Genomic DNA, 23,619 nt, shown 5'->3' on the forward strand with positions numbered 1-23,619 from the left:
GAGAAACGGCATGCATAACCCTTGCGCCGTGATCCCGGTTTATAACCACGAAACTGCCATCGGTACCGTGGTCGATGCTCTGCTTGCGCAAGATCTGCCATGCATTCTGGTCGACGACGCCAGCAAGCCCTCCTGCGCAAAACTCCTCGATACTCTGGCCGAACGCGACAACGTGCATCTGGTGCGCCTGACCGCCAACCAAGGCAAGGGCGGTGCGGTGATGACGGGTCTGCGTGAAGCCGCGCTGCTGGGTTTCACCCATGCCTTGCAGGTCGACGCCGACGGCCAGCACGACTTGCACGACGTCGCCCGCTTCGTTGAAGAATCCCGCGCACATCCCAACGCCATGATCTGCGGCTATCCGCTGTTCGACGAAAGCGTGCCCAAGGGCCGGTTGTACGCGCGCTACCTGACCCACGTCATGGTGTGGATCAATACGTTGTCGCTGCAAATCCGCGACTCGATGTGCGGCTTTCGCGTCTATCCGCTGACCCCGACACTGGCGGTGATCGACTCAAGAAAAGTCGGCAAACGCATGGATTTCGACTCGGATATTCTCGTCCGCCTGGCGTGGCGGAATCAGCCGATGCGCTGGCTGCAAACCAGCGTGCATTACCCGCTCGACGGCGTGTCGCACTTCCGCCTGTTCCACGACAACGCGCTGATTTCGAGCATGCACACACGGCTGTTCTTCGGCATGTTGCTGCGCTTTCCCGTGATCCTCTGGCGACGGTGGCGCGCATGACCGGCGAAACCGACAAGAAGCACTGGGCCGACCGCGAAGAACGCGGCAGCTTCCTGCTGATGAAATTCACCGCGTTCGCCGCCAAAGTCCTCGGTCGACGCCTGCTCAGCCCGTTGCTCTACGGCATCGTTTTGTACTTTTTCCTGTTCGGTCGCACCGCGCGGCGCAGTGCCTGGCAATTCCAGCAACGTCTGGCCGAGTGGAGCCAGCGCGATGACTTGCGCCCAAGCCACTGGCGCGTGTTCAGTCAGTTCATGGCGTTCGCCGACTCCATGCTCGACAAACTCGACGTGTGGAACGGCAAGCTCAGCATTGAACAGATCGAAATCATCGACCCGGCGCTGCTGCGTAATCAGTTGCGCGGCACACGCGGGCAACTGCTGGTCGGCGCGCATCTGGGCAATCTCGAAGTCTGCCGCGCGCTGGCGGAGATCGGCGAAAAGGTCACCATGAACGTGCTGGTGCACACCAAGCACGCCGAGCAATTCAACCGTTTGCTGGGCGAGGCTGGAGCGACCAATCTGCGCCTGATTCAGGTCAGCGAACTCGACCCGGTGATCATGCTGCAACTGCACGAACGTCTTGAGCGCGGCGAGTGGCTGGCGATTGCCGGCGACCGCGTGCCGCTGCACGGCGGGCGCAGCGTGACCGTGGATTTTCTCGGTCACCCGGCGCCGTTTCCGCAAGGACCGTGGCTGCTGGCCGGCCTGCTGAAATGCCCGGTCAATCTGCTGATGTGCCTGAAACAAGCGGACGGTCACTATCGCCTGACCCTCGAACCGTTCGCCGACGCGGTAACCTGGAAGCGCAGCGAGCGCGAGCAGGTCATTCATCAGTGGGCCACCCGCTATGCCCAGCGCCTGAGTCACTATTGCCTCGAAGCACCGCGCCAATGGTTCAACTTTTACCCTTTCTGGAAGACCGATGACGACGCCAACCCATGAGCCGGTAACCTTCGGCGAACGCCCTTTGCGCATCGAAGACGTGCTGGCCCTGGCCAATCGTCAGGCGCCCGTGCACTTGCAGAGCGACGCCGAGTATCGCGAGCGCATCGCCAAAGGCGCGCGGTTCCTCGATTCGCTGCTGGACAAGGAAGGCGTGATCTACGGCGTGACCACCGGTTACGGTGATTCCTGCGTGGTCGCGGTGCCGCTGCATCACGTCGAAGCGTTGCCGCGTCACCTCTACACCTTTCACGGTTGCGGCCTCGGCAAACTGCTCGACGCGCAAGCAACCCGCGCGGTGTTGGCGGCGCGTTTGCAGTCGTTGTGTCACGGCGTTTCCGGGGTGCGCGTGGAACTGCTCGAGCGGCTGCACGCGTTTCTCGAATACGACATTCTGCCGCTGATTCCTGAAGAAGGTTCGGTCGGCGCCAGCGGCGATCTGACGCCGCTGTCCTACGTTGCCGCGACACTTTCCGGCGAGCGTGAAGTGATGTTCCGTGGCGAGCGCCGTCAGGCCGCCGATGTGCACCGCGAACTCGGCTGGACACCTTTGGTGCTGCGCCCGAAAGAAGCCTTGGCGCTAATGAACGGCACCGCCGTGATGACCGGCCTCGCCTGCCTCGCCTTCGCCCGCGCCGATTATCTGCTGCAACTGGCCACACGGATCACCGCGCTCAACGTCGTCGCGCTGCAAGGCAATCCGGAGCATTTCGACGAACGTCTGTTCGCCGCCAAACCGCATCCGGGACAAATGCAGGTTGCCGCGTGGCTGCGCAAGGATCTGGCGATCGACGCACCGACGGCGCCACTGCATCGCTTGCAGGATCGCTACTCGCTGCGCTGCGCCCCGCACGTGCTCGGCGTGTTGGCCGACAGCCTGAACTGGCTGCGTTCGTTCATCGAAATCGAACTGAACAGCGCTAACGACAACCCGATCATCGACGCCGAAGCCGAGCGCGTTTTGCACGGCGGGCACTTCTACGGCGGCCACATCGCGTTCGCCATGGACAGCCTGAAAAACCTCGTGGCCAACGTCGCCGACCTGCTCGACCGGCAACTCGCGCTGCTGGTCGACGAACGCTACAACCATGGTTTGCCGAGCAACCTGTCCGGCGCGCCGGCAGATCGCGCGATGATCAACCACGGCTTCAAAGCCGTGCAGATCGGCACCAGCGCCTGGACCGCCGAAGCGCTGAAAAACACCATGCCGGCCAGCGTGTTCTCGCGTTCCACTGAGTGCCATAACCAAGACAAAGTGAGCATGGGCACCATTGCCGCCCGCGATGCGATTCGCGTGCTGGAGCTGACCGAACAAGTCGCCGCCGCGACCCTGCTCGCCGCCAATCAAGGCGTGTGGCTACGCGCTCAGGCCGAAGACGCACGACCGCTGCCACCGTCGCTGGCGGCAATGCACGAAGAGTTGGCCAAAGACTTCCCGCCGGTCATCGAGGATCGTGCGCTGGAAGGCGAACTGCGCCTGTGCCTGCAACGCATCGCCGCTCAACACTGGAGGCTGCATGCGTAGCGCCGGAGTGCTTCACGCCGACACCGAAATCTTCGTGCCGTTTTTTGACGTCGACACCATGCACGTGGTTTGGCACGGGCATTACGTCAAGTATCTGGAAGTCGCGCGCTGCGCGCTGCTGGACAAAATCGGCCACAACTACACGCACATGGTCGAGTCCGGTTACGCCTGGCCGATCATCGACCTGCAATTGCGCTACGTGCGCGGCGCGGTGTTTGGGCAGCGCCTGAATGTGCGCGCCAGTCTGGTCGAGTGGGAAAACCGTCTGAAGATCAATTACCTGATCACCGACCTGCACAGCGGCGAACGCCTGACCCGCGCCAGCTCGGTGCAGGTCGCCGTCGAAGTCAGCAGCCGCGAAATGCAGCTGGCTTCACCGAAAGTCTTCACCGACGCCGTGGAAAGGATGCTGCGATGAATGTTTTTGTGAAAAGCCTGAGCGTAGTGGCGCTGCTGTCGATGTCGGCACTGGCCAACGCCTTCGACCTGCAACAACTCAGCGAACAACTGGCGAAACCGGACGTGATCCACGGCCAGTTCATTCAGGAAAAACACCTGCGCGCCCTGCCGCAACCGCTGATCAGCAAGGGCAGTTTTGTGCTGGCGAAGAATCACGGCCTGCTCTGGCTACTAAAAACCCCGCTGCAGCAGGACTACCGCATCACCGCCAACGGCATCGCCCGCCGCGACGACAATGGCTGGCAAATGCTGCCAAACAAGAGCGCCGGGGCCGATCAGAACCGGCTGTTTCTCGCGGTGCTGCAAGGTGACAGCAGCGGCCTGCAACGGGATTTCGAACTGGCCCTGAGCGGCGACGCGCAGCAGTGGAAACTGTCACTGACCCCGCGTTCGCTGCTGCTCAAGCAAGTGTTCAAACAGATCAACATCGACGGTGGCGCCTTGGTGCAAACCATCGAACTGCTGGAAACCCAGGGCGACAGCACCGTGCTGCGCATGCAGGACAGCAGCGCCGCCCAACCGCTGAGCGACACGGAGCAACATGACTTTGCCGAGTGAACGCAGGTTGCCCTGGCTGTTTCTGATGCTGCTGCTCGCTGTTGTTGCGCTGGCCGGTTGGCAGTGGCGCGACGGTGCGCCGCTGTCGGCGAACCTGATGGAACTGGTGCCCGGCACTAACCCGGACGCCCTCGAACTGCGCGCCGAACAGCGCATGCAGGAACCGTTGAATCGCGAAATGCTGGTGCTGGTCGGCCACGCCGATCGCCAGCAAGCGGTCAACATGGCGCAGAAGCTCGGCGAGCAATGGCAGGCCAGCGGTCTGTTCGAGAAAGTGCAGTGGAACCTGCAAGCGGATCTGCCGGCGCTGCGCACGCAGTTGTTGCAAGGACGCTTGGCGATGCTCTCGGCGGACGATCAGCAACTGCTCACCGAACATCCCGATGTATTTATTCATCAGCGGGTGCAGGCGCTGTTCGATCCGTTCAGCGGTTTCAGCCTGGTGCCGAGTCCGGACGATTGGCTGGGCCTGACCGGGCGTATCCAGAACAGCCAGCCGCAACACGGTTCGGTGCAACTCGACATCGGCAGCGGCGCATTGATTGCCGATGCCGACGGCAAGAGCTGGGTGATGCTGCGTGCGCGCACCACTGGCGATGCGTTTGACATGAACCTGCCGCTTAAAGTCGCGGATCTGCTGCAGCACAGCCGCGAACAAGCGGCGAAAAATGACGTGCAATTGCTGGCCGCCAGCGGTCTGCTTTACGCGGCCAACGGTCAGCAGCAAGCGACGCGCGAAATGACCTGGGTTGGCGGCGGGGCAACGGTCGGCATTCTGCTGTTGCTGCTGCTGGCGTTTCGGCGCTGGCGTGTGCTGCTGGCATTTGTGCCGGTATTGGTCGGCATGCTTTTCGGTGCCGTCGCTTGCGTGGCGCTGTTCGGTCATATGCATGTGATGACGCTGGTGCTCGGCTCCAGTCTGATCGGCGTGGCGGTGGATTATCCGTTGCACTACCTGTCGAAGAGCTGGAGCCTGAAGCCGTGGCGCAGTTGGCCGGCCTTGCGCCTGACCTTGTCCGGGCTGACCTTGAGCCTGATCACCAGCGCCATCGGTTATCTGGCGCTGGCGTGGACACCGTTCCCGGCGCTGACGCAAATCGCTGTGTTCTCCGCGGCCGGGTTGCTCGGTGCTTATCTGTCAGCGGTGTGCCTGCTGCCGGCGCTGCTCAACAACCTCGAGTTACGCCCGGCGCAATGGCCGCTGACGCTCGCCGAGCGCTTGATCACGCTACGGGAAAAACTCCTCGAACGCGTGCGCACGCCAGTGCTGTTGGCGCTGTTGATCGCCTTCTGTGTTGGCGGTCTGGTGCAGCTGCAAAGCAAGAACGACATTCGCCAATGGGTTGGCGCACCGCAGCGTCTGACCGATGAGGCGCAGACCATCGCGCGCATCACCGGTTATCAGCCGACCAGCCAGTTTTTCCTCGTACGCGCCGCCAATCAGCAGCAATTGCTCGAGCGTCAGGCAGCGCTGAGCGAGCGTCTGGAGCAACTGGTCAACCTCGACAAGCTGCAAGGCTATCTGGCCCTCGATCAACTGGTCAGCCCGCCGAGCGAGCAGGAAAAAGTCCGCCAGGCGCTTAATCAACTGCCGCAATACTGGCAGCCGCTGCTCGACCTCGGCGTGCCGCTCGCTGCGCTGCAAAGCGAACTGCAACAGCTGCAAACCGTGCCGGCCGAAGACATCGACACCGCCCTAGCCGGCCCGCTCGGCGAACCTTATCGCACGCTCTGGCTCGGCCCGACCGAGGACGGCGTGGCGGCGATGACCAGCCTGCAAGGCCTGAACAATCCGGCGCTGTTGCGCGTGCAGGCGCTGGATCTGCCGGGGGTGCAACTGGTCGATCGCCTCGGTGAATTAAACGACGTTTTCGCCGCCACGCAGATCAGCGCTGCGGAGCTGAAACTCGCCTCCTGCGCATTGATCGTGCTGGTGCTGATGCTGCCGTTCGGCCTCGGCGGTGCGCTGCGCATCGTCGCCCTGCCCTTGCTCGCGGCGCTGTGCAGTCTGGCCAGTCTTGGCTGGCTCGGTCAGCCGCTGACCCTGTTCAGCCTGTTCGGCCTGCTGCTGGTGACGGCGATCAGCGTCGACTACGCGATCCTTATGCGTGAACAGGTTGGCGGCGCCGCGGTGAGCCTGCTCGGCACCTTGCTGGCAGCGCTGACGACGTGGCTGTCGTTCGGTTTGCTCGCGGTCTCCAGCACCCCGGCGGTGAGCAATTTCGGTTTGTCGGTAAGCCTTGGGCTGGCCTTCAGTTTCATGCTCGCGCCGTGGGCCGGGCGTCACGCCCACACGGCAACCGTCGCGGAGTCGGCAGCATGATGGTCGTCGGCTTTTGGCTGCTGGCCTTGGCGCTGTTCGCCGTGGCCACCCGTGTCGGTCGATATTTCGGCCTGATCCCGATTGTCAGCCAGTTGCTGCTGGCGAGCTTCGGCCTGCCGCTGCTGATGTACTTCTGGATCGAACCGGGCTGGCAACTGAGCGGTGCGGAACTGATCGCGCCGGAGTGGCTGAAAAACCTCTACAGCCTGAGTTTTGCCTTGCTGCTCGGGCATATCCTCAGCGATGTGATCGATCTGAAACTCGATCGCCAGAGCGTGAAAATCGCCCTGCCGAGTTTTCTCGTGCCATTCATCTGCGGACTGGCGGCGGCTTACTGGCTGCTGCCGGCGCAACCGTGGCTCAACTCGCTGGCGATCGGCCTGGTGTTCGCAATTACTGCGATTCCGGTGCTGTACCTGTACTTGCGCCACATCGATTACCCGCCCGCCGCCACCCGGCGTCTGGTGCAAACCGCGATCCTCATCGATCTGACTTGCTGGACGCTGTTCGGCCTCGCCCAAGGTAGCCTGCACTTGAGCAGCCTGTTGCTGCCGCTGGCGCTCGCTGGTGTGCCGTTGGTGCTGCGCCTGTTCGGCGTGCGCCGACCGTTGACCTACAGCCTCGGTTTCTTCGCGCTGCTGGTGATGGCCGAGCATTACAAACTCAACGCGCTGATTTTCGGCATCGGTTATTTGCTGTGCATGGCCGCGCTGAAAATCCCGCTGGTGCTGCCGTTGCCGGCGCGCTGGATGAACCGTTTGCAGACGTGGATCGCGATCCCGCTGATCCTCACCTTCGGCATCGTGCAGATCGATGTGCACAGCGCCCTCGCCAGCCTCGGCCCGCTGCAGTGGGCGGCGCTGCTGCTGTTGCCGATTGCCAGTAAACTGCTCGGCAACTGGCTCGGCCTCGGCTGGGCCGGCGCCTCGTTTGAAGGCGCCAGCCGCTGGCGTGAAAGCGTACTGCTGAACATTCGCGGCCTGAGCGAGATCGTATTTCTCAATTTGCTCTTGCAACAACAGCTCATCACCCCGGCGCTGTACTTCGCGCTGATGCTGATGGGCCTGATGGCGACGCTGCTGCCGGCGCTGATCGGCCTGCACCGTGCACCGCTGGACATCAAAAACCACCTGCCCCGGAGTTCACGTGCCAATCGTTGAAATGGAATCCCGTCAGGTCGTGATCATCGGCGCCGGCCCGTCCGGCGCCATCGCTGCCGCCCTGCTCAAACGCCAGGGCCACGATGTGCTGGTGATCGAACGCCAGCACTTTCCGCGTTTCTCCATCGGCGAAAGCCTGCTGTGCCATTGCCTCGATTTTGTCGAAGAAGCGGGCATGCTCGACGCGGTGAATGCCGCTGGATTCCAGCGCAAAAACGGCGCTGCTTTCGCCTGGGGTGAGCGCTACAGCGCTTTCGACTTTGGCGACACCTTTACCAACGGCAAGCCCACCACGTTCCAGGTGCAGCGCGCCGACTTTGACAAGTTGCTGGCCGATCAAGCCGCGCTGCAAGGTGTGGAAATCCGTTACGGCGATGCCATCGTCAGTGTCGATTTTGACCGGCCGAAACCGCAACTCGACGTGCGTCGCGAGGACGGCCGTGAATACCGCGTCGAAGCGGATTTCGTCCTAGATGCCAGCGGCTATGGCCGTGTGCTTTCGCGACTGCTGGATCTGGAAGCTCCGTCGAATTTTCCGGTGCGCCAAGCGGTGTTCACCCACGTCGAAGATCACATCGACAACCCGGCCTTCGACCGCGAAAAAATCCTCGTCACCACCCATCCCGAACATCGCGATGTGTGGTTCTGGACGATCCCGTTCAGCAACGGCCGCTGCTCGGTGGGCGTGGTCGCGGCCGAAGCACACTTCAAGGGCCGTGACAGCGATCTCGATGCCTGCCTGCGCAGCTTCATCGCTGAAACCCCGAGCCTTGCCGGCGTGCTGAACAACGCGGTGTGGGACACCCCGGCGCGCACCCTCGGTGGCTACGCGGCGAACGTGAAAACCCTGCACGGGCCGGGTTTTGCCTTGCTCGGCAACGCCGCCGAATTTCTCGACCCGGTGTTCTCTTCTGGCGTGACCATCGCCATGCGTTCGGCGAGCATGGCCGCCGCCGTGCTGCACCGTCAGTTGCAAGGTGAAGCGGTCGACTGGCAACGCGAGTTCGCCGAACCGCTGAAACGTGGCGTCGACACGTTCCGCTGCTACGTCGAGGGCTGGTACGCCGGCACCTTTCAGGACGTGATTTTTTATGAAGACAGCCAGGCCGACATCCGCCGCATGATCAGCTCGATCCTCGCCGGTTACGCCTGGGACGAACGCAACCCGTTCGTCAGCGAAGCCCGTCGCCGCTTGAAGATGATTTCCGAACTCTGTGCAAAGGACGCCACATGAATTACTTGAGCGACAGCTACGTCGAGGAAACCCGCTTCGGTTTCTGGTTCCTGCGCAGCCACACCTGGCAACACCATGTGTTGCGCGTGGCGATCAATGATTTGCGCGGACTGTTCAGCGAAGCGCTGCCGGAGCATCCGGTGCTGCTCGACGCCGGTTGCGGTCAGGGCAAGTCGTTCGGCCACCTGCGCCAGACCTTCGCCCCACAGCGTTTGATCGGTGTTGACGCCGATCCGCACAGCCTGGAGTTGAGCGGCGAAGAAGCGGCGCGTCTGGGCCTCGATGTTGAGCTGATCGGCAGCGACTGCGCGACGCTGAATGTGCCGGACGCGAGTGTTGATCTGCTGTTCTGTCATCAGACGTTCCATCATCTGGTTGAACAGGAAAAAGCGCTGGCCGAGTTTTACCGGGTTCTGAAACCGGGCGGTTATCTGCTGTTTGCCGAATCGACCGAGGCTTACATTGATACCTGGGTGATTCGCTGGTTGTTCCGCCATCCGATGCATGTGCAGAAGAGTGCGGCGCAGTATTTGGAGATGATTCGCGGGCAAGGGTTTGAGTTTGCCCAGCGCAATGTGTCGTACCCGTATTTGTGGTGGAGCCGGTCGAAGGATTTTGGCTTGCTGGAGCGGTTTGGGGTGCGCAAACCGAAACCGTTCGGGCAGCGAGAGGAAACGCTGGTCAACGTCGTAGCGCGTAAACCGCGTGAAGGTGATCGTTGATGCGACACATAACCTGTGGGAGCGAGCCTGCTCGCGAAGGCGGCGGGTCAGCCAGCCTCTATGTTGGATGTGCCGACGCTTTCGCGAGCAGGCTCGCTCCCACAGTGATCGCAGTGCTGCGGATGGTGATGGTCGGCGCAATATTTCTGTTAAGTGCCTGCGCCAGCCAGGCGCCGCTGCCGGCGGGCAACCCGACTCTGCCGCTGCCGTTGCAACTGCACATCGAGCGCCAACAAGCCGAGGAACGCCAGGACTGGCTGCTGGTAATCCAGCGCGAAGGCCCCGGTATTCGCTGGTCGATGATGGATCCGCTGGGTATTCCTCAGGCGCGTCAGCAATTGATCGACGGTCGCTGGCAGGCCGATGGTCTGCTGCCGCCGAACCCGGAGGCCCGCGAGCTGTTCGCCGCGCTATTGTTCGCCCTGACCCCGTCCGCAGAGCTGTTGCGCAATTACCCTTCTGCCCAACAGCAGACCGGGCAACGTTCCCTGCCAGCGCGCTGGGACATCCGTTATTCACAACCGTTGAGCTTCGAATTGAACCTGCCCCAAGGCCCGCACTATCGCGTTTCTCCGCTCGGTGACTCGACGCCATGACCGCTTACCTGAATGCCCTCGGCGTGATTTGCGCGCTGGGTCGCGACAAGTCAGAAGTCGCGCGCAACCTGTTCGCCGGCGACTGCTCGGGCATGCGCCGCGAATCCGGCTGGGTGGCGGAGCGTGAATTGCCGGTGGCCGCCGTACACGGTGAACTGGCGCCGATCCCGCCAGCACTCGCCGATCAAAGCAGCCGCAACAATCAGTTGTTGCTGGAAGCGGCGCTACAGATTCGCGATGACATCGATCAAGCGATCCAGACCTACGGCCGCGACCGCATCGGCGTGGTGCTCGGCACCAGCACCTCGGGCATCGACGAGGCCAGCCGTGGCCTGGCGCACTATATTCGCGAGCAGCAGTTCCCGGCGGAATACGATTACCGTCAGCAGGAACTCGGCGCGCCAGCGAATTTCCTCGCCGACTGGCTGCAACTGAGCGGCCCGGCGTACGTGATCTCCACCGCTTGCACCTCAAGCGCCCGCGCCTTGATGAGCGCCCAGCGCCTGCTCGATCTGGGCTTGTGCGACGCCGTGTTGTGCGGCGGCGTCGACAGTTTGTGCAAGCTGACGTTGAACGGTTTTTCGTCGCTGGAAGCGGTGTCGGGCGAACGCTGCAATCCGTTCTCGGCCAACCGCAACGGCATCAATATCGGCGAGGCGGCGGTGTTGTTCGTCATGAGCAAACAGGCTCACGACGGCCCCGCCATTGCCCTGCTCGGCGCCGGTGCCAGCTCGGACGCGCACCATATTTCCGCGCCGGAGCCGAGCGGTCGCGGCGCTCTGCAAGCGATGCAGAAAGCCCTGAGCCGCGCGCAGCTGCAAGCCACGCAAATCAGCTATCTGAACCTGCACGGCACCGCCACCCAACACAACGACGCCATGGAAAGTCTGGCCGTCGCCACACTCTTCCCCGAAGGTGTCGCCTGCTCGTCGACCAAACCGATGACCGGCCACACCCTCGGCGCGGCCGGTGCGCTCGAAGCGGCGTTTTGCTGGCTGAGCCTGAGCGCCGACAACCCGGATCACGCGTTGCCGCCGCACGTCTGGGACGGTCAGGCCGATCCTGCGCTGCCAGCGCTGAAGTGGGTGACCGCCAGCGAACGCCTGACGTCCATTGCTCCCCGCTACCTGATGAGCAACTCGTTTGCCTTCGGCGGCAACAACGTCAGCCTGATTCTCGGAGACGCCCCATGACCGACTGGCCGCTCGCCGAACTGCTGCCCCATGCCGGCGACATGATTCTGATCGACAGCATCGAGCGCTTCGACGATGAGCAGATTTACACCCGCCTCACGGTCAAGTCCGAAGGCCTGTTCAACCTGCACGACGGCAGCCTGCCGGCGTGGGTCGGCGTCGAATTGATGGCGCAAAGCGTCGCTGCGTTCGCCGGTTGCCACGCGCGACAAAAAGGCAATCCGGTGGAGCTGGGTTTTCTGCTCGGCACACGCAAATTCGAGTGCAATGTCGAGACGTTTCCTGCCGGTACCGAGCTGTCCATTCATGGCCTGCGCTCGCTGGAAGACGACAACGGCATGGGCGTCTTCGAATGCCATATCCACGGTGACGGCATCCATGCCAGCGCCCGGCTCAACGTGTTTCGCCCGCCCGAAGCCACTCAATATCTGCAACAGACAAAGGAGTCGAACGATGACTGAATCCGTACTGGTCACCGGCTCCAGCCGTGGCATCGGCCGCGCCATCGCCTTGCGCCTCGCGCAGGCCGGGCACGACATCGTCTTGCATTGCCGTAGCGGCGTGACTGAGGCGCAAGGCGTTCAGGCTGAAATCGAAGCGCTGGGGCGCAAGGCGCGCATCCTGCAATTCGACGTCGCCGACCGCGAAACCTGCAAGGCCATTCTCGAAGCCGACGTCGAAACCCACGGCGCCTATTACGGCGTGGTGCTGAATGCCGGCCTGACCCGCGACGGCGCCTTTCCGGCGCTGAGCGATGATGATTGGGACGTGGTGCTGCGCACCAATCTCGACGGTTTCTACAACGTTCTGCACCCGGTGATGATGCCGATGATCCGCCGCCGCGCCGCCGGTCGCATTGTCTGCATCACCTCGGTGTCGGGGCTGATCGGCAACCGTGGCCAGGTCAATTACAGTGCCTCCAAGGCTGGCGTGATCGGCGCTGCAAAGGCGTTGGCGATCGAGCTGGGCAAGCGCAAAATCACCGTTAACTGTGTCGCGCCGGGCCTGATCGATACGGCGATGCTCGACGAAAACGTGCCGGTGGAAGAACTGATGAAAATGATCCCCGCGCAACGCATGGGCACCCCTGAAGAGGTGGCCAGTGCGGTGAATTTCCTGATGTCGGCGGAAGCCTCGTACATCACCCGCCAGGTCTTGGCGGTCAACGGAGGCTTGTGCTGATGAAGCGCGTCGTCGTCACCGGCATGGCCGGCATCACTTCGCTGGGCAGCGACTGGCAGACCATCGCCGGCAACTTCGCGGCCAACCGCAGCGGCATTCGCCGGATGGACGAGTGGGATCGCTTCAGCGAACTCAACACGCGTCTGGCCGGGCCAATCGATGATTTCGTCGTGCCAGCGCACTGGACGCGCAAGCAGCTGCGCAGCATGGGCCGGGTTTCGCGACTGGCGGTCGGCGCGGCGGAAAAAGCCTTGGCCGATGCTGGTTTGCTCGGCGACGCGATGATCAAGGACGGCCGAATGGGCGTCGCTTGCGGCTCGTCGACCGGCAGCACCGACGAGATCAAAGCGTTCGGCAACATGCTGCTCAACTCGGTGGCCGAGGGGCTGAACGCCAACTCCTACGTGCGGATGATGCCGCACACCACCGCCGCGAATATCAGCATCTTCTTCGGCCTCACCGGGCGCCTGATCCCGACGTCCAGCGCCTGCACCAGCGGTAGCCAGGGCATCGGTTATGCCTACGAGGCGATCAAGTTTGGCCGTTTGCCGCTGATGCTTGCAGGCGGTGCCGAAGAACTTTGCCCGACCGAAGCGATGGTCTTCGATGCGCTCTACGCCACCAGCCTGAAAAACGACGCACCGCAGACCAGCCCACGCCCGTACGACAAGGGCCGTGACGGTCTGGTGATCGGCGAAGGCGGCGGCATGCTGGTGCTTGAGGAGCTGGAACACGCCCTCGCACGCGGTGCGCACATCCACGCCGAGATCGTCGGTTTCGGCAGCAACGCCGACGGCCAGCACACCACTCGCCCCGAGCAAGTGACCATGCGCCGCGCCATGGAGCTGGCGCTGGAAGACGCCGGGCTGACACCGGACGCCATCGGTTATGTAAATGGTCACGGCACGGCTACAGAACAGGGCGACATTGCCGAAACAATAGCGACCAGCAGTTTGTTCGGCGAACGCATGCCGATCAGCTCGCAGAAAAGCTTCCTCGGTCACACGCTGGGGGCCTGCGGGGCGCTGGAGTCGTGGTTCAGCATCGAAATGCTCAACCGCGACCAGTACGTGCACACGCTCAACCTCGACGAGGTCGATCCGCACTGCGGCAAGCTCGATTACCTGCGCGGCGAATTCCGCCAGATGCACCACGAGTTCGTGATGAACAACAATTTCGCTTTTGGTGGCGTCAACACCTCGTTGATTTTCCGCCGCTGGCACTGACCGCAACACGTTTGGAGTAAAGGGAATGACTCAGTTTCACCGCATCGCCGCACTGCTGGCACTGGCCTTTGTGCTCGGCGGTTGCACCAGCAAACCGGTGTACAACGCTAAAGAAGAGTTTTCGCCGAACCTCGGTTTCACCCAGCAACAGATGAGCCGCGCCATCGTCACCGCGCTGAACGATCGTCAGTGGGTGGTGCAATCGGTGCGCCCGGGCATGATCAAAGCGGCGATCACCGTGCGCGGTCGCCATCACGCCGAAGTCGATATCCCGTTTACCCCGACCTCGTTCGAAATCGACTACCGCAGCAGCTACGGCCTCGACGCCAAGGACGGCAAGATCCACGGCAACTACAACCGCTGGGTCAATCGGCTGCGCGACAACGTGCTCAAAGAGCTGTCGATCAACCCGGACATCGAAGCGGTCAACAACCTTGGCATTATCAAACAAGGCGCTGACGAACCGACCTACCTGAGCTTTCGCGAAGGCGTCAAACGCGCCACCGACGCCGGCCTGCTCGACGGCAGCGTGAAGTTCTACCTGGCCGGCGAAACCCTGCCCAAGCAAGTACGAAAACTTGACACCGTGAGCAGCAGCCGCAAAACCAACGGTTCAAACAAATCCGACGAAGACGCCTGCTTCTGGGCCCTGCAATCGGCACTGGCCACCCTGCAGAACGCCGCGAAAAAAGCCGACGCCAACGCGGTGATCAACATCGCCAGCGTGGATCAGCGGGATCTGTACAAAGACACCGAGAAGTTTCAGTGCCGTGCGGGGATGGTGGTGTCGAGTGTGGCGTTGAGGGGTGACCTTGCTCACGTCGACTGACTGAGTGAGTGGCTCAGTGGTTGAACGGCTGGGTGGCTGAATGAATGCAATCCTGTGGCGAGGGGATTTAGCGAAACGTCGCACCGCCCCGATGGGTCGCGTAGCGGCCCCAGTTCTGGGGACTGCTTCGCAGTCCATCGGGGATAAATCCCCTCGCCACAGGGGTGCACTTTCACAAACAGGTCGACTCCCTGTCTGGCTCTGAGATGGCTGGTTGACCAGAATTCCTCAGAGTCTCACAAGCCCCAAAGGGAACACTTAGTGGCTGAAGTCTTCGACGCGCGCGCTCAATCGTTTCATACGCTTTAACAATAATCGCAGCATCGCCGCCGGCCTCTTCCAAACAGACTTCCAGATAAGCCTCAAAGTCCTCATCCGTCAGCAAATAATCGGCAGAGTCCCAATTTTTGAATTCTTCAGTCATGGCTACTTTTGGATGATTACTGACACCTGACAAACTAGGGGCGCTCAGCTATTAGCTCAAGACAGCTGTTTCCTGAATTTCTGTAGGCAAAACACTGACTCTCTGTAGTCCAGGAATCACGCACCAGCTTGTCCCCTAACCACAAATATTTCTTTCAGCATCTACACTCGTTCTCGCAGGCCTTCGCATCGCGCCTGTCGGAACGGCGGGCCCGGTCGGTCGAGCACTCGCGGTTCTCTTTCATCGTCAAGGAGATGACCATGCAAGTGAAAGCCATGATCGCCGTCGCGCTTTTTGGCCTGCTGCCCAGCGCCAGCCATGCCACCAACCTCATGTACATGCCATTCGAAACCGTGCTTTCGGACGCGATTCGCGCCGGGCGGCTGGATGGCAGTGTGAAGTTTTATCTGGTCGGTAATGGCCCGCAGGGCACTCAGCAGTTGCTGCGCCGGGGTGTGGTCAGTGATTTGAGCACCAACGGTTTCAACAAGAGTGATCACGATTCCTGCGAGTGGGTGTTGCAGTCGAATCTGATCAAGCTGCAGGCCGATGCCAAGCGGGTCGGGGCGAACGCGGTGACCAATATCGTCAGTTATTACGACCAGCATGTGCGCAAGGATTTGAATACTTATGAGTGTCGGGCGGGGATTTTTGTGACACGGGTGGCGTTGAAAGGGGATTTGGTGCGGTTGCCGTAGACATTCCGAGACGTTTTTGGTGTGGCTAGCGGCCCCTTCGCGAGCAAGCCCGCTCCCACACTGGTTCTTCATTGAACACAAATTTTGTGCATGACACATTCCAAATGTGGGAGCGGGCTTGCTCGCGAAGAGGCCGGCAGCCATCACCCATTCAATGGCTCAACCTTACGCGTCAGCAGTTCAACAAACGCTTTGGCCATCGGCGACTTCTGATCCTTGCGCTGCACCAGCCACACCGCCGTCACCGCTTCCGGATCGAGCAACGGCCGATAGACCACGCCGTCAATGCGCATGCGCTGGTACGACGCCGGCATCACCGACACGCCCAACCCCGCCGCCACCAGGCCGATGATGGTCATCGCCTCACCCGCCTCCTGCGCAAAATGCGGGCTGAACCCCGCGTCACGCGCCAGGCTCAATAACTGCGCATATAGACCACTGCCGTAACTACGCGGAAAGAACACGAATGGCTCATGCGCCAACGCCGCGAGAAACAAGCCCTCCTCCGAGCCCTGCGCCAGCGGATGTTTCGAGCTGAGCACCGCGACCAACGGTTCGCGCATCAACTCGACCACGCTCAGCGAATCCGGCAATCCAAGCGGGCGCATGATGCCGACTTCAATCGACTCATCGACCAACGCATCGGCAACCATCGTGCTGCTCATCTCGCGCAGGTTCAGGTGCACTGCCGGAAAACGCTGCCGAAAGGAAAAGATCGCCTGCGGAATCGTCGAGTTGAACGGTGCCGACGAGGTGAAGCCAATCTTCAATTCGCCCAGTTCACCGAGTTGTGCACGTCGGGCGACATCCGCTGCCTTATCGACCTGCGCCAGCACCAGCCGCGCCTCTTCGAGAAACAATCTCCCGGCCTCGCTCAGTTCGACCCGACGATTGGTACGTTCGAACAGCCGCGCGCCGACTTCCTGTTCCAGCGCCTGAATCTGCTGACTCAGCGGCGGCTGCGAGATGCCCAACACCTGTGCGGCGCGGCCAAAGTGCAGTTCTTCGGCGACGGCGATGAAGTAGCGCAGATGACGCAATTCCATGAAAACCCCATTAGGTCGTAAAAGCTATCAAACAGGTCGAACAATATATTGGATAGAAACAATAGCCAGCTATATGATTTTTTCATTGCCTGCCTGGCTGTGCCCTCCGAGGTCTGAAGTGAAAACTGCTGTCGCGCCCCTAGCCCATGAAGTTCCGCCTGCCGCAGCGGACGATGTCGTCGCCGAGCTGCAAGAGATCTACATCGAGAAAGGCACGCCGATGTTCATGCGCACGGTGCTGGCGCTGTTCAGCGGCGGTTTCGCGACCTTTGCGCTGTTGTATTGCGTGCAGCCGATGATGCCGCTGCTGTCCCACGAATATTCGATCAACGCCGCGCAGAGCAGCCTGATCCTCTCGGTCGCCACCGGCATGCTCGCTATTGGTCTGCTGATCACCGGACCGATTTCTGATCGGGTCGGGCGCAAACCGGTGATGGTGACTGCGCTTTTCGCCGCAGCGATTTGCACCATGGCCAGTGCAATGATGCCGAGTTGGGAAGGAGTGCTGATCATGCGTGCGCTGATCGGCCTGTCGCTGAGCGGTTTGGCCGCCGTTGCGATGACTTATCTGAGCGAAGAGATTCACCCGCAGCACATCGGCCTGGCGATGGGTTTGTACATCGGCGGCAACGCGATTGGCGGGATGAGCGGGCGCTTGATCACCGGCGTGTTGATCGACTTCGTCAGCTGGCACACGGCGATGCTGGTGATCGGCGGTCTGGCGATGATTGCCGCAGCGGTGTTCTGGAAGATTCTTCCGGAGTCGCGCAATTTCCGTTCACGTTCGCTGCACCCGCGCAGCCTGCTCGACGGCTTCACCATGCATTTTCGGGATGCCGGTCTGCCGCTGCTGTTTCTCGAAGCGTTCGTGTTGATGGGCGCGTTTGTTACCCTGTTCAACTACATCGGTTATCGCTTGCTGGCGGCGCCGTACAATCTTGATCAAGTCTTTGTGGGTTTGCTCTCGGTTGTGTACCTGTCGGGCATCTACAGCTCGGCGAAAATCGGTTCGCTGGCCGACAAACTTGGCCGTCGCAAAGTGCTCTGGGCGACCATTGCGCTGATGTTCGTCGGCCTCGCACTGACCCTATTCACGCCGTTGCCGCTGGTGATTGTCGGCATGCTGATTTTCACTTTCGGTTTCTTCGGTGCGCACTCGGTGGCCAGCAGCTGGATCGGCCGCCGCGCGCTCAAAGCCAAAGGCCAGGCGTCGTCGCTGTACCTGTTCAGCTACTACGCCGGCTCGAGCATCGCAGGTACTGCGGGCGGGGTGTTCTGGCACCTTGGTGGCTGGAACGGTATCGGGTTGTTCATCGGCGCGTTGTTGCTGGTCGCACTGTTGGTGGCATTGAAACTGGCGAAACTGCCGCCCCTGACCGGCACGACTATCTGAGCTGTAGCCGCGCTTCCAGCAGATTGTCGCGCGGCTCCAGGCTCAGCGATTGCAGCACCACGCCGTCACGTTCAAGCCTGTCCAGCCAGAGCAAGAGTGGCTCGGGCGGGCCACTGAGGGTCAGGCGAATCTGCTCGTTATCGCTGTCCATTTGCTGCACCTCAAGCCCGGTCGAGTTAAGGCTTTCGCTGATCCTTAACGACAACGACTGAGTCGCGTCGAACGCCGAACTGCTTGGTGGCTGAGCGCGATCCAGTTGGATCGCAAAAGTCTGTTGCTGCCGGTATTGGCGCTCGAGCGCTTCCAGCCGTTCCACGCTCGGTTGCCAGATCCAGGTGAAAACAGCACCACCGAGCAACCCCGCCATCAGCAGCAGAATCAACCCACGCTCACGGCGCGATAAACGCCGCCAACGCTGAACGTAATCATCAGACTTCATACGCCCGCCTCCCACGTCAGTGTCGCCGTCACCCGATCGCCCATCTTGCTCGCGCCATCAATCTTGATCGTCAGACCTTGCTGACGCCCGCGTTCGCGCAACTGCTCAAGCTCGGAAAAACTGTTGGCCGTCAGTTGCACTTTCCAGCCATCGACCTCGGCAAAATCGATGCGCTTGACCTCGACCTGACTCGCGCCAATCACCTGCTCGATCAACCTGACCAGCGCCGCAACCTGAGTGTCGCGAGACTGCGCTGGCAAACTCTGAATCGCCCGCATCTGCGCGGTCAGATCGACGATTTGCGCGTGCTGTGGATACAGCGTTTTGAAGCGCAGTTCATTGTGCTCGGCGAGGCGTCGGGTTTCGCCGTCAAGGAAACGGAACCGCGTTTCGCTGGCGCCTACGCCCAGCAACAAAAAGGTCAGTAGCACCGCCGCCAGCGAACGCCAAGGCAACGGCGAATGCCGTGGCGCAAACTCGCCATGACGCAGATTGATCGCTTGTCGAAAACCTTCTGCCAGCAATGCCTGTTCATCCGGCTCATCGACCCAAACCATGTCCTCGGGCAACACGCCGTTCAGCGCGACCAAACCTTCCTCCGTGACTGCGAGCCGCGCTGGCAACGCCCCGCCCAGCAACCAGCGTCCGAACCAGCGGGTGCCGATCGGCTGATCCGTGGGCAACAAGTCGGCATCGACAAACACCGAGCGCACTTGCAGACCACATTCACCGAGCAGCGACAACACCGCGGCCAGGCGCTCACGAGCGATGACCATCAGCGGATACCGTCGCTCGGCGTCCGCTTTGCCAACGCTCAAATGCACAGTGTCGAGCGCTTCGCCAAGCTGCTCTTCCACAGCAAATGCCAGCGCCTGCGCGGCCGGCGCACGGCGCCCGGGCCAGGGTTCGCTGCGCAGCCAGCTGCAGGATTCGATGGGCAGTAACAGGTCGATTTTTTGTCCGCGCAGTACTTGTGCGGCTTGATGCAGCGGCATCGATTGACGTTGGCCGGAGTGCGACCACAGGCAACATGGCCAGTCAGTCGACAGGTCTGCAAGCCCTTCGGCGGTCAGGTAAAGCCAGTTTTTCATTGCGTTATCTCGAGGCCGCGGGAGGAAAGTAAACGACGTTGCAGGACTTTCAGCTGGGCGGTTTTTACGACGAACTCGACGTCAGTGCTCAGCGTCAACACATGCTGGTCTTGCACCACGCGCACGCTGATGCGGTGCCAGCGACTGTCGACGCCGAGTCCATGGGTATTGATTCCAGCCTCAGCGATTAACGGGTCGGCGCTGAAGGCCTGAATGCTGGGCCATGAGGTTGTCGAACGCTGGTGAACGAGGGCGTCAGCTATGTCCGGTTCGATCTCAAGTACCCGCAGCAACAATGCCGGTGCCGAATTGATATTCAGCGTCGCATCCGTGGGCAGCAGCGAAACCCATAGTTCTAGGCGTCGTAGCGTAGCCGCATCGAAACCCGGCAGCAGTCGCAATTGGCTCACCTCGGATAACAATCCGACCTGATCAGGTCGCAGCGCGGGCAACTCCAGCAATTCGAGCAACCGCGCCCAACGCTCTAGCGTCACCGCATCGATCTGCCCCTGATGCAGCAATGCATTGAGATTGAAACGCGCTGACAGGTCTTCAATCTGCACCTCGACTTGCGCGTCTTCGCTGCACAGTTCAGGAGTGATTTGCGGCCAGTCGCGGAGCATCTCGGCGTGGTTCTGCTGTTCAACAAAAGCCTTGTGCAAACGCCGTAGCGCCCAGATTTCCCCTTCCATCGCCCACTGACGCAAATGCAAGGTTTGCAGCTGTTGCGCGCTGCTCTGCAAGGCCAGTCGATGACTGCGCAATAGGCCGCTGGTGATCAGCAAAGCGAGGCTCAACACCAGCATCACGCTGATCAACGCCAGTCCCTGTTGCCGGTGTTTCATGGCAAGGCTCCCGGCAACAGCAGCACCCGGCGAATGCCGTCATAGCGTCGAGTCGAGAGCTGAAACTCCATCGCAGAATCATCAAGCAGGTGCCAACGCAGATCGATTACATCCTCCAGCAACTTCTGCCGCTGCACGGTCAGCGAGCCCTCGGCACGGCTCTCGCGCCACAACACGTCGCCGAGCAAGCGATACGTCAGCTCCTGACGTTCGCTGCGCGGTTGATCCAGCGGATTGCGCCAGTTGCTGCGTTGCACACTCAGTTGCCCGGCATTCAACACCACCGGCTGCTCGGTGATGTGCAGCAGATCGCGCTCGATCACCGCCACCGCGCGTTGCAGACTTCTGAAAGCGCGCTCATGACTCGCCGTCGTCTGTTGCACGCGCACCACGCTGTCGAACAGGCGCCAACTGGCGAGACCGAGCACGGCGAAAATCGCCATCGCGATCACCAGTTCCAGCAAGGTGAATCCGCGCTGGCTATTCATGGCGGCCCTGCAACCGCGCAATCGTGCGGTGCAACGGTTGATCGCTGTTGGCCAGACTGACTTCCAGCTCCACCGTGAACAGCCCCGATACATCGACTTCGCGCAGATGCTGACGTAACCGCCATTCGCGGCGATCCATGTGCACGATCTGCTGCTGTTGTCCGGCGACCCACGTGCGTTGCAGGCGCAGTTCGTTCAAATGGTTATCCGCCAACCACGCGGCAAACAACCGTTGCTCAGCCGCACCACTCTGCTGCACCACGTAGCGGCTCGCGGACAATATCGCCGCTGCGAGTACGGCAAAAACCGCCAGCGCAACCATGACTTCCAGCAACGTGAAACCTCGTATGCGCATGATCAGCGGTCGGTCACTCATCAAGCGAGACCTCGCTCAAACCGTCCGAAGACAAACCAACCCAAACCCGCTCGCGGGTTGCCAACTGCAAGGTAAACGCGCTGATTTCATCGCTGCTCAGAATCAACAATTGCGGCCTATCTGCGCTGCTCGCCAAGCGCACCGGCAGGCCCTCCACGGCAAGTCGCGGCTGCAATTCCGGCGGCCATGTTTGCAAGGCCATTAAAGGCGACCAACCCCGCTCGCCAAGCTGCAGAACGCGATAACCCTCCTGGCTAAACCCCACACCAAACTCCCGCCCTTCCAGCACCGCCCGTTCGCGAAACTGCTCGATCACCCGCGCAATCCGGCTCGCCTCCTGCCGCGCCACTTGCGCCGGATTGCTCCCGCCCACCAGGCTGACCAAACCCAGCAGCACGCCGATCAGCACCATGACCACCATCAACTCCAGCAAGGTGAAACCCCGGCAGCGCTGGCGCATCAATCGATGGCCCAGTTGCCGATATCGGCAGCGTGGCCGTCACCGCCGCTGACGCCATCGGAGCCCAGCGAATACAAGTCATAACCGCCACCCACCGCACGGGTGCCGGGATTGAGGTATTGATACGGCGTACCCCACGGATCGCGCGCCAGACTTTTCAGATATCCCGCAGGATTCCAGTTGCGCGCCGCCGGGGTGCCGCTCGGGCGTTTCACCAACGCTTCCAGCCCCTGCTGCGTGGTCGGATACCGCGCGTTGTCGAGGCGGTACATCTCCAGCGCCGTGGCGATCGCCTGGATATCGATCTTCGCCGCGGTGGTTTTCGCCTGATCCGGCCGGCTCATGAATTGCGGCACAACAATCGCGCCGAGGATGCCGATGATCACCACCACGACCATGATTTCGATCAGGGTGAAACCGCGCTGCGCGGTCGCTGTTTTTCTGTGCAAAAGAGCCATGGATCAATTCACCAATTGGTTGAGACTGAGGATCGGAAGGAGGATGGCGAGGACAATCAGCAACACCACCGCGCCCATCACCAGCAGCATCGCCGGCTCGAACAAACTCACCATCAAGGCGATGCGCGCAGCGAGGCTGGCTTCCTGTTGTTCGGCGGCGCGGGCGAGCATGGCGTCGAGCTCGCCGGCGCGTTCACCGCTGGCGATCATGTGCAGCATCATCGACGGGATATCGCCGCTGCGTTCCAGGCTGCGGGTCAGCGTCGAGCCTTCGCGCACCGAGCGGGCGACCTCACTCATGCGTGCGCGGATGGTCTGATTGCCGATGACGGCGGCGGCGATTTCCAGCGCATCGACCAAGGGCACGGCGCTCTTGCCGAGGATCGCAAGGGTGCTGGCGAATCGCGCCGCTTCCATGGCGCGCAGAAGCGTGCCGATCAGCGGAATATTCAACGCCAGCGCATGCCAGCGCAGTCGCCAGAGCGGTTGACGCAAACTCCAGCGCCAGCCACTAAACAGCGCCAATGCGCCGCCAAGAAACACCAGACCGAACTGACGTACACCGTCGCTGAGGCTGATCAATGCGCGGGTCAGCCAAGGTAACGGCTGGCCGCTGTCGACGAAAATGTTCACCACGTCCGGCACCACGTAGCCGAGCAGAAAGCCGACGATGGCCACGCTGGCGAACATCAGAATCGACGGATAGATCAGCGCCATCTGAATCTTTTGTCGCGATGTCTGCCGCGCCTGGGTGTAAGCGGCCAGTTGCTCCAGCACATGACCGAGATGGCCCGAGCGCTCACCCGCCGCCACCGTGGCGCGGAACAATTCGGGAAACGCCGCAGGAAACTGGCTTAACGCGACGGCCAGCGCATGGCCTTCCATGATTCGGCCACGTACCGCCCACAACAATCCGGCAACGCGTCGTTTGCTGGTTTGTCGGGCGACCACTTCCAGCGCTTCTTCCAGCGGCAAACCGGCCTGCACCAGCGTCGACAGCTGCAACGTCAGCAGCGCCAGATCGGCAGCGTTCAAGCGACCGGAGCGCCTCGCACCCCGTTCACCGCGCAGTTCTTTGAGTTGAAACGGCCACAGTCCTCGCTCTCGCAACAGCTGCCGCGCGTGCCTTGGACTTTCGGCTTCGAGCCGGCCTCGGCAGCGATGGCCTTGCGCGTTATCAGCGCGGTAATCGAAGGTCGGCATCG

At 61.5% G+C, this 23,619-nt stretch carries 27 protein-coding genes; 17 read left to right on the forward strand and 10 right to left on the reverse strand.

Annotated elements, in window-relative coordinates; genetic code table 11:
* Window positions 1-10 precede the first annotated feature (10 nt).
* The 15 genes from ACIP1X_RS11650 to ACIP1X_RS11720 are packed head-to-tail and all read left to right on the forward strand — an operon-like array spanning window position 11 to window position 14,696.
* Entirely contained in the window at window positions 11-745 is a 735-nt protein-coding gene (locus ACIP1X_RS11650; RefSeq protein ID WP_400752127.1) for a glycosyltransferase family 2 protein, read from the forward strand.
* The gene (locus tag ACIP1X_RS11655; protein ID WP_053116682.1) at window positions 742-1,689 is read left to right on the forward strand and encodes a glycosyl transferase; all 948 of its coding nucleotides are present in this window, start codon (window positions 742-744) and stop codon (window positions 1,687-1,689) included. Before ACIP1X_RS11650 ends, ACIP1X_RS11655 begins: the two co-directional genes overlap by 4 nt.
* Window positions 1,670-3,214: a histidine ammonia-lyase gene (hutH, locus tag ACIP1X_RS11660; RefSeq protein WP_400752130.1), complete on the forward strand. Its 1,545-nt coding sequence runs from the start codon at window positions 1,670-1,672 to the stop codon at window positions 3,212-3,214. The genes ACIP1X_RS11655 and hutH overlap by 20 nt, the downstream gene beginning before the upstream one ends.
* Window positions 3,207-3,632: an acyl-CoA thioesterase gene (locus ACIP1X_RS11665; protein ID WP_400752133.1), complete on the forward strand. Its 426-nt coding sequence runs from the start codon at window positions 3,207-3,209 to the stop codon at window positions 3,630-3,632. Before hutH ends, ACIP1X_RS11665 begins: the two co-directional genes overlap by 8 nt.
* The gene (locus tag ACIP1X_RS11670; RefSeq protein WP_400752135.1) at window positions 3,629-4,231 is read left to right on the forward strand and encodes an outer membrane lipoprotein carrier protein LolA; all 603 of its coding nucleotides are present in this window, start codon (window positions 3,629-3,631) and stop codon (window positions 4,229-4,231) included. The genes ACIP1X_RS11665 and ACIP1X_RS11670 overlap by 4 nt, the downstream gene beginning before the upstream one ends.
* Window positions 4,215-6,554: an MMPL family transporter gene (locus ACIP1X_RS11675; RefSeq protein WP_400752138.1), complete on the forward strand. Its 2,340-nt coding sequence runs from the start codon at window positions 4,215-4,217 to the stop codon at window positions 6,552-6,554. The genes ACIP1X_RS11670 and ACIP1X_RS11675 overlap by 17 nt, the downstream gene beginning before the upstream one ends.
* Window positions 6,551-7,714, forward strand: coding sequence for a sodium:proton antiporter (locus ACIP1X_RS11680; protein WP_400752140.1), 1,164 nt, complete (start codon window positions 6,551-6,553; stop codon window positions 7,712-7,714). The genes ACIP1X_RS11675 and ACIP1X_RS11680 overlap by 4 nt, the downstream gene beginning before the upstream one ends.
* Window positions 7,701-8,948, forward strand: a complete 1,248-nt coding sequence (locus tag ACIP1X_RS11685; protein ID WP_400752143.1) for an NAD(P)/FAD-dependent oxidoreductase — start codon at window positions 7,701-7,703, stop codon at window positions 8,946-8,948. Before ACIP1X_RS11680 ends, ACIP1X_RS11685 begins: the two co-directional genes overlap by 14 nt.
* On the forward strand, window positions 8,945-9,670 hold the full coding sequence (locus ACIP1X_RS11690) for a class I SAM-dependent methyltransferase (RefSeq protein WP_400752146.1): 726 nt from the start codon (window positions 8,945-8,947) through the stop codon (window positions 9,668-9,670). The genes ACIP1X_RS11685 and ACIP1X_RS11690 overlap by 4 nt, the downstream gene beginning before the upstream one ends.
* The gene (locus ACIP1X_RS11695; RefSeq protein ID WP_400752149.1) at window positions 9,670-10,266 is read left to right on the forward strand and encodes a hypothetical protein; all 597 of its coding nucleotides are present in this window, start codon (window positions 9,670-9,672) and stop codon (window positions 10,264-10,266) included. The genes ACIP1X_RS11690 and ACIP1X_RS11695 overlap by 1 nt, the downstream gene beginning before the upstream one ends.
* Window positions 10,263-11,459 carry a beta-ketoacyl-[acyl-carrier-protein] synthase family protein gene (locus tag ACIP1X_RS11700; protein WP_400752152.1) on the forward strand — a complete coding sequence of 399 codons (1,197 nt, stop codon included), beginning with the start codon at window positions 10,263-10,265 and terminating at the stop codon, window positions 11,457-11,459. Before ACIP1X_RS11695 ends, ACIP1X_RS11700 begins: the two co-directional genes overlap by 4 nt.
* Window positions 11,456-11,920: a hotdog family protein gene (locus tag ACIP1X_RS11705; RefSeq protein ID WP_400752155.1), complete on the forward strand. Its 465-nt coding sequence runs from the start codon at window positions 11,456-11,458 to the stop codon at window positions 11,918-11,920. Before ACIP1X_RS11700 ends, ACIP1X_RS11705 begins: the two co-directional genes overlap by 4 nt.
* On the forward strand, window positions 11,913-12,641 hold the full coding sequence (gene fabG, locus ACIP1X_RS11710) for a 3-oxoacyl-ACP reductase FabG (protein ID WP_400752157.1): 729 nt from the start codon (window positions 11,913-11,915) through the stop codon (window positions 12,639-12,641). Before ACIP1X_RS11705 ends, fabG begins: the two co-directional genes overlap by 8 nt.
* Window positions 12,641-13,867 carry a beta-ketoacyl-ACP synthase gene (locus ACIP1X_RS11715; protein WP_159811643.1) on the forward strand — a complete coding sequence of 409 codons (1,227 nt, stop codon included), beginning with the start codon at window positions 12,641-12,643 and terminating at the stop codon, window positions 13,865-13,867. Before fabG ends, ACIP1X_RS11715 begins: the two co-directional genes overlap by 1 nt.
* A gap of 25 nt (window positions 13,868-13,892) precedes the next feature.
* Window positions 13,893-14,696: a hypothetical protein gene (locus ACIP1X_RS11720; RefSeq protein ID WP_159811642.1), complete on the forward strand. Its 804-nt coding sequence runs from the start codon at window positions 13,893-13,895 to the stop codon at window positions 14,694-14,696.
* A gap of 172 nt (window positions 14,697-14,868) precedes the next feature.
* On the opposite strand, the gene ACIP1X_RS11725 is transcribed toward ACIP1X_RS11720, so the two are convergent.
* On the reverse strand, window positions 14,869-15,120 hold the full coding sequence (locus ACIP1X_RS11725) for a DNA-binding protein (RefSeq protein WP_178124146.1): 252 nt from the start codon (window positions 15,118-15,120) through the stop codon (window positions 14,869-14,871).
* A 260-nt stretch (window positions 15,121-15,380) separates the two neighbouring features.
* Between ACIP1X_RS11725 and ACIP1X_RS11730 the strand changes: the two genes are divergently transcribed.
* The gene (locus tag ACIP1X_RS11730; protein WP_400752159.1) at window positions 15,381-15,818 is read left to right on the forward strand and encodes an excinuclease; all 438 of its coding nucleotides are present in this window, start codon (window positions 15,381-15,383) and stop codon (window positions 15,816-15,818) included.
* Between the two features lie 143 nt (window positions 15,819-15,961).
* Here ACIP1X_RS11730 and ACIP1X_RS11735 read toward each other — a convergent pair whose 3' ends face one another.
* The gene (locus tag ACIP1X_RS11735; protein WP_400752162.1) at window positions 15,962-16,864 is read right to left on the reverse strand and encodes a LysR substrate-binding domain-containing protein; all 903 of its coding nucleotides are present in this window, start codon (window positions 16,862-16,864) and stop codon (window positions 15,962-15,964) included.
* Window positions 16,865-16,982: 118 nt separating this feature from the next.
* Here ACIP1X_RS11735 and ACIP1X_RS11740 point away from each other — a divergent pair, with 118 nt between their 5' ends.
* Window positions 16,983-18,257, forward strand: a complete 1,275-nt coding sequence (locus ACIP1X_RS11740; protein WP_400752165.1) for an MFS transporter — start codon at window positions 16,983-16,985, stop codon at window positions 18,255-18,257.
* Here ACIP1X_RS11740 and gspM read toward each other — a convergent pair.
* The 8 genes from gspM to gspF are packed head-to-tail and all read right to left on the reverse strand — an operon-like array spanning window position 18,250 to window position 23,617.
* The gene (gspM, locus tag ACIP1X_RS11745; protein ID WP_400752168.1) at window positions 18,250-18,696 is read right to left on the reverse strand and encodes a type II secretion system protein GspM; all 447 of its coding nucleotides are present in this window, start codon (window positions 18,694-18,696) and stop codon (window positions 18,250-18,252) included. The two genes, ACIP1X_RS11740 and gspM, sit on opposite strands and share 8 nt — an antisense overlap.
* Window positions 18,693-19,787: a type II secretion system protein GspL gene (gene gspL, locus ACIP1X_RS11750; RefSeq protein WP_400752171.1), complete on the reverse strand. Its 1,095-nt coding sequence runs from the start codon at window positions 19,785-19,787 to the stop codon at window positions 18,693-18,695. The genes gspM and gspL overlap by 4 nt, the downstream gene beginning before the upstream one ends.
* On the reverse strand, window positions 19,784-20,632 hold the full coding sequence (locus ACIP1X_RS11755) for a general secretion pathway protein GspK (RefSeq protein ID WP_400752174.1): 849 nt from the start codon (window positions 20,630-20,632) through the stop codon (window positions 19,784-19,786). Before ACIP1X_RS11755 ends, gspL begins: the two co-directional genes overlap by 4 nt.
* The gene (gene gspJ, locus ACIP1X_RS11760; RefSeq protein WP_400752176.1) at window positions 20,629-21,120 is read right to left on the reverse strand and encodes a type II secretion system minor pseudopilin GspJ; all 492 of its coding nucleotides are present in this window, start codon (window positions 21,118-21,120) and stop codon (window positions 20,629-20,631) included. Before gspJ ends, ACIP1X_RS11755 begins: the two co-directional genes overlap by 4 nt.
* Window positions 21,113-21,496 (reverse strand): type II secretion system minor pseudopilin GspI, encoded by a 384-nt coding sequence (gene gspI, locus ACIP1X_RS11765; RefSeq protein ID WP_400752179.1) that lies wholly within the window; start codon window positions 21,494-21,496, stop codon window positions 21,113-21,115. Before gspI ends, gspJ begins: the two co-directional genes overlap by 8 nt.
* Window positions 21,489-21,956: a type II secretion system minor pseudopilin GspH gene (gene gspH / locus ACIP1X_RS11770; protein ID WP_400752182.1), complete on the reverse strand. Its 468-nt coding sequence runs from the start codon at window positions 21,954-21,956 to the stop codon at window positions 21,489-21,491. Before gspH ends, gspI begins: the two co-directional genes overlap by 8 nt.
* The gene (gene gspG / locus ACIP1X_RS11775) at window positions 21,956-22,414 is read right to left on the reverse strand and encodes a type II secretion system major pseudopilin GspG (protein ID WP_159811634.1); all 459 of its coding nucleotides are present in this window, start codon (window positions 22,412-22,414) and stop codon (window positions 21,956-21,958) included. Before gspG ends, gspH begins: the two co-directional genes overlap by 1 nt.
* 3 nt (window positions 22,415-22,417) lie before the next feature.
* The gene (gene gspF / locus ACIP1X_RS11780; protein ID WP_400752184.1) at window positions 22,418-23,617 is read right to left on the reverse strand and encodes a type II secretion system inner membrane protein GspF; all 1,200 of its coding nucleotides are present in this window, start codon (window positions 23,615-23,617) and stop codon (window positions 22,418-22,420) included.
* Window positions 23,618-23,619 lie beyond the last annotated feature (2 nt).

The sequence above is a fragment of the Pseudomonas sp. NPDC088885 genome, from assembly GCF_044750025.1.
Lineage (GTDB): Bacteria > Pseudomonadota > Gammaproteobacteria > Pseudomonadales > Pseudomonadaceae > Aquipseudomonas > Aquipseudomonas rustica.

Excerpts from the sequence above, each read along its gene's own strand:
- ACIP1X_RS11650 (WP_400752127.1), top strand. The coding sequence starts at position 11 with ATGCATAACCCTTGCGCCGTGATCCCGGTTTATAACCACGAAACTGCC.
- ACIP1X_RS11655 (WP_053116682.1), top strand. The coding sequence starts at position 742 with ATGACCGGCGAAACCGACAAGAAGCACTGGGCCGACCGCGAAGAACGC.
- hutH (WP_400752130.1), top strand. The coding sequence starts at position 1,670 with ATGACGACGCCAACCCATGAGCCGGTAACCTTCGGCGAACGCCCTTTG.
- ACIP1X_RS11665 (WP_400752133.1), top strand. The coding sequence starts at position 3,207 with ATGCGTAGCGCCGGAGTGCTTCACGCCGACACCGAAATCTTCGTGCCG.
- ACIP1X_RS11670 (WP_400752135.1), top strand. The coding sequence starts at position 3,629 with ATGAATGTTTTTGTGAAAAGCCTGAGCGTAGTGGCGCTGCTGTCGATG.
- ACIP1X_RS11675 (WP_400752138.1), top strand. The coding sequence starts at position 4,215 with ATGACTTTGCCGAGTGAACGCAGGTTGCCCTGGCTGTTTCTGATGCTG.
- ACIP1X_RS11680 (WP_400752140.1), top strand. The coding sequence starts at position 6,551 with ATGATGGTCGTCGGCTTTTGGCTGCTGGCCTTGGCGCTGTTCGCCGTG.
- ACIP1X_RS11690 (WP_400752146.1), top strand. The coding sequence starts at position 8,945 with ATGAATTACTTGAGCGACAGCTACGTCGAGGAAACCCGCTTCGGTTTC.
- ACIP1X_RS11695 (WP_400752149.1), top strand. The coding sequence starts at position 9,670 with ATGCGACACATAACCTGTGGGAGCGAGCCTGCTCGCGAAGGCGGCGGG.
- ACIP1X_RS11700 (WP_400752152.1), top strand. The coding sequence starts at position 10,263 with ATGACCGCTTACCTGAATGCCCTCGGCGTGATTTGCGCGCTGGGTCGC.
- ACIP1X_RS11705 (WP_400752155.1), top strand. The coding sequence starts at position 11,456 with ATGACCGACTGGCCGCTCGCCGAACTGCTGCCCCATGCCGGCGACATG.
- fabG (WP_400752157.1), top strand. The coding sequence starts at position 11,913 with ATGACTGAATCCGTACTGGTCACCGGCTCCAGCCGTGGCATCGGCCGC.
- ACIP1X_RS11715 (WP_159811643.1), top strand. The coding sequence starts at position 12,641 with ATGAAGCGCGTCGTCGTCACCGGCATGGCCGGCATCACTTCGCTGGGC.
- ACIP1X_RS11720 (WP_159811642.1), top strand. The coding sequence starts at position 13,893 with ATGACTCAGTTTCACCGCATCGCCGCACTGCTGGCACTGGCCTTTGTG.
- ACIP1X_RS11725 (WP_178124146.1), bottom strand. The coding sequence starts at position 15,120 with ATGACTGAAGAATTCAAAAATTGGGACTCTGCCGATTATTTGCTGACG.
- ACIP1X_RS11730 (WP_400752159.1), top strand. The coding sequence starts at position 15,381 with ATGCAAGTGAAAGCCATGATCGCCGTCGCGCTTTTTGGCCTGCTGCCC.
- ACIP1X_RS11735 (WP_400752162.1), bottom strand. The coding sequence starts at position 16,864 with ATGGAATTGCGTCATCTGCGCTACTTCATCGCCGTCGCCGAAGAACTG.
- gspM (WP_400752168.1), bottom strand. The coding sequence starts at position 18,696 with ATGAAGTCTGATGATTACGTTCAGCGTTGGCGGCGTTTATCGCGCCGT.
- gspL (WP_400752171.1), bottom strand. The coding sequence starts at position 19,787 with ATGAAAAACTGGCTTTACCTGACCGCCGAAGGGCTTGCAGACCTGTCG.
- ACIP1X_RS11755 (WP_400752174.1), bottom strand. The coding sequence starts at position 20,632 with ATGAAACACCGGCAACAGGGACTGGCGTTGATCAGCGTGATGCTGGTG.
- gspJ (WP_400752176.1), bottom strand. The coding sequence starts at position 21,120 with ATGAATAGCCAGCGCGGATTCACCTTGCTGGAACTGGTGATCGCGATG.
- gspI (WP_400752179.1), bottom strand. The coding sequence starts at position 21,496 with ATGAGTGACCGACCGCTGATCATGCGCATACGAGGTTTCACGTTGCTG.
- gspH (WP_400752182.1), bottom strand. The coding sequence starts at position 21,956 with ATGCGCCAGCGCTGCCGGGGTTTCACCTTGCTGGAGTTGATGGTGGTC.
- gspG (WP_159811634.1), bottom strand. The coding sequence starts at position 22,414 with ATGGCTCTTTTGCACAGAAAAACAGCGACCGCGCAGCGCGGTTTCACC.
- gspF (WP_400752184.1), bottom strand. The coding sequence starts at position 23,617 with ATGCCGACCTTCGATTACCGCGCTGATAACGCGCAAGGCCATCGCTGC.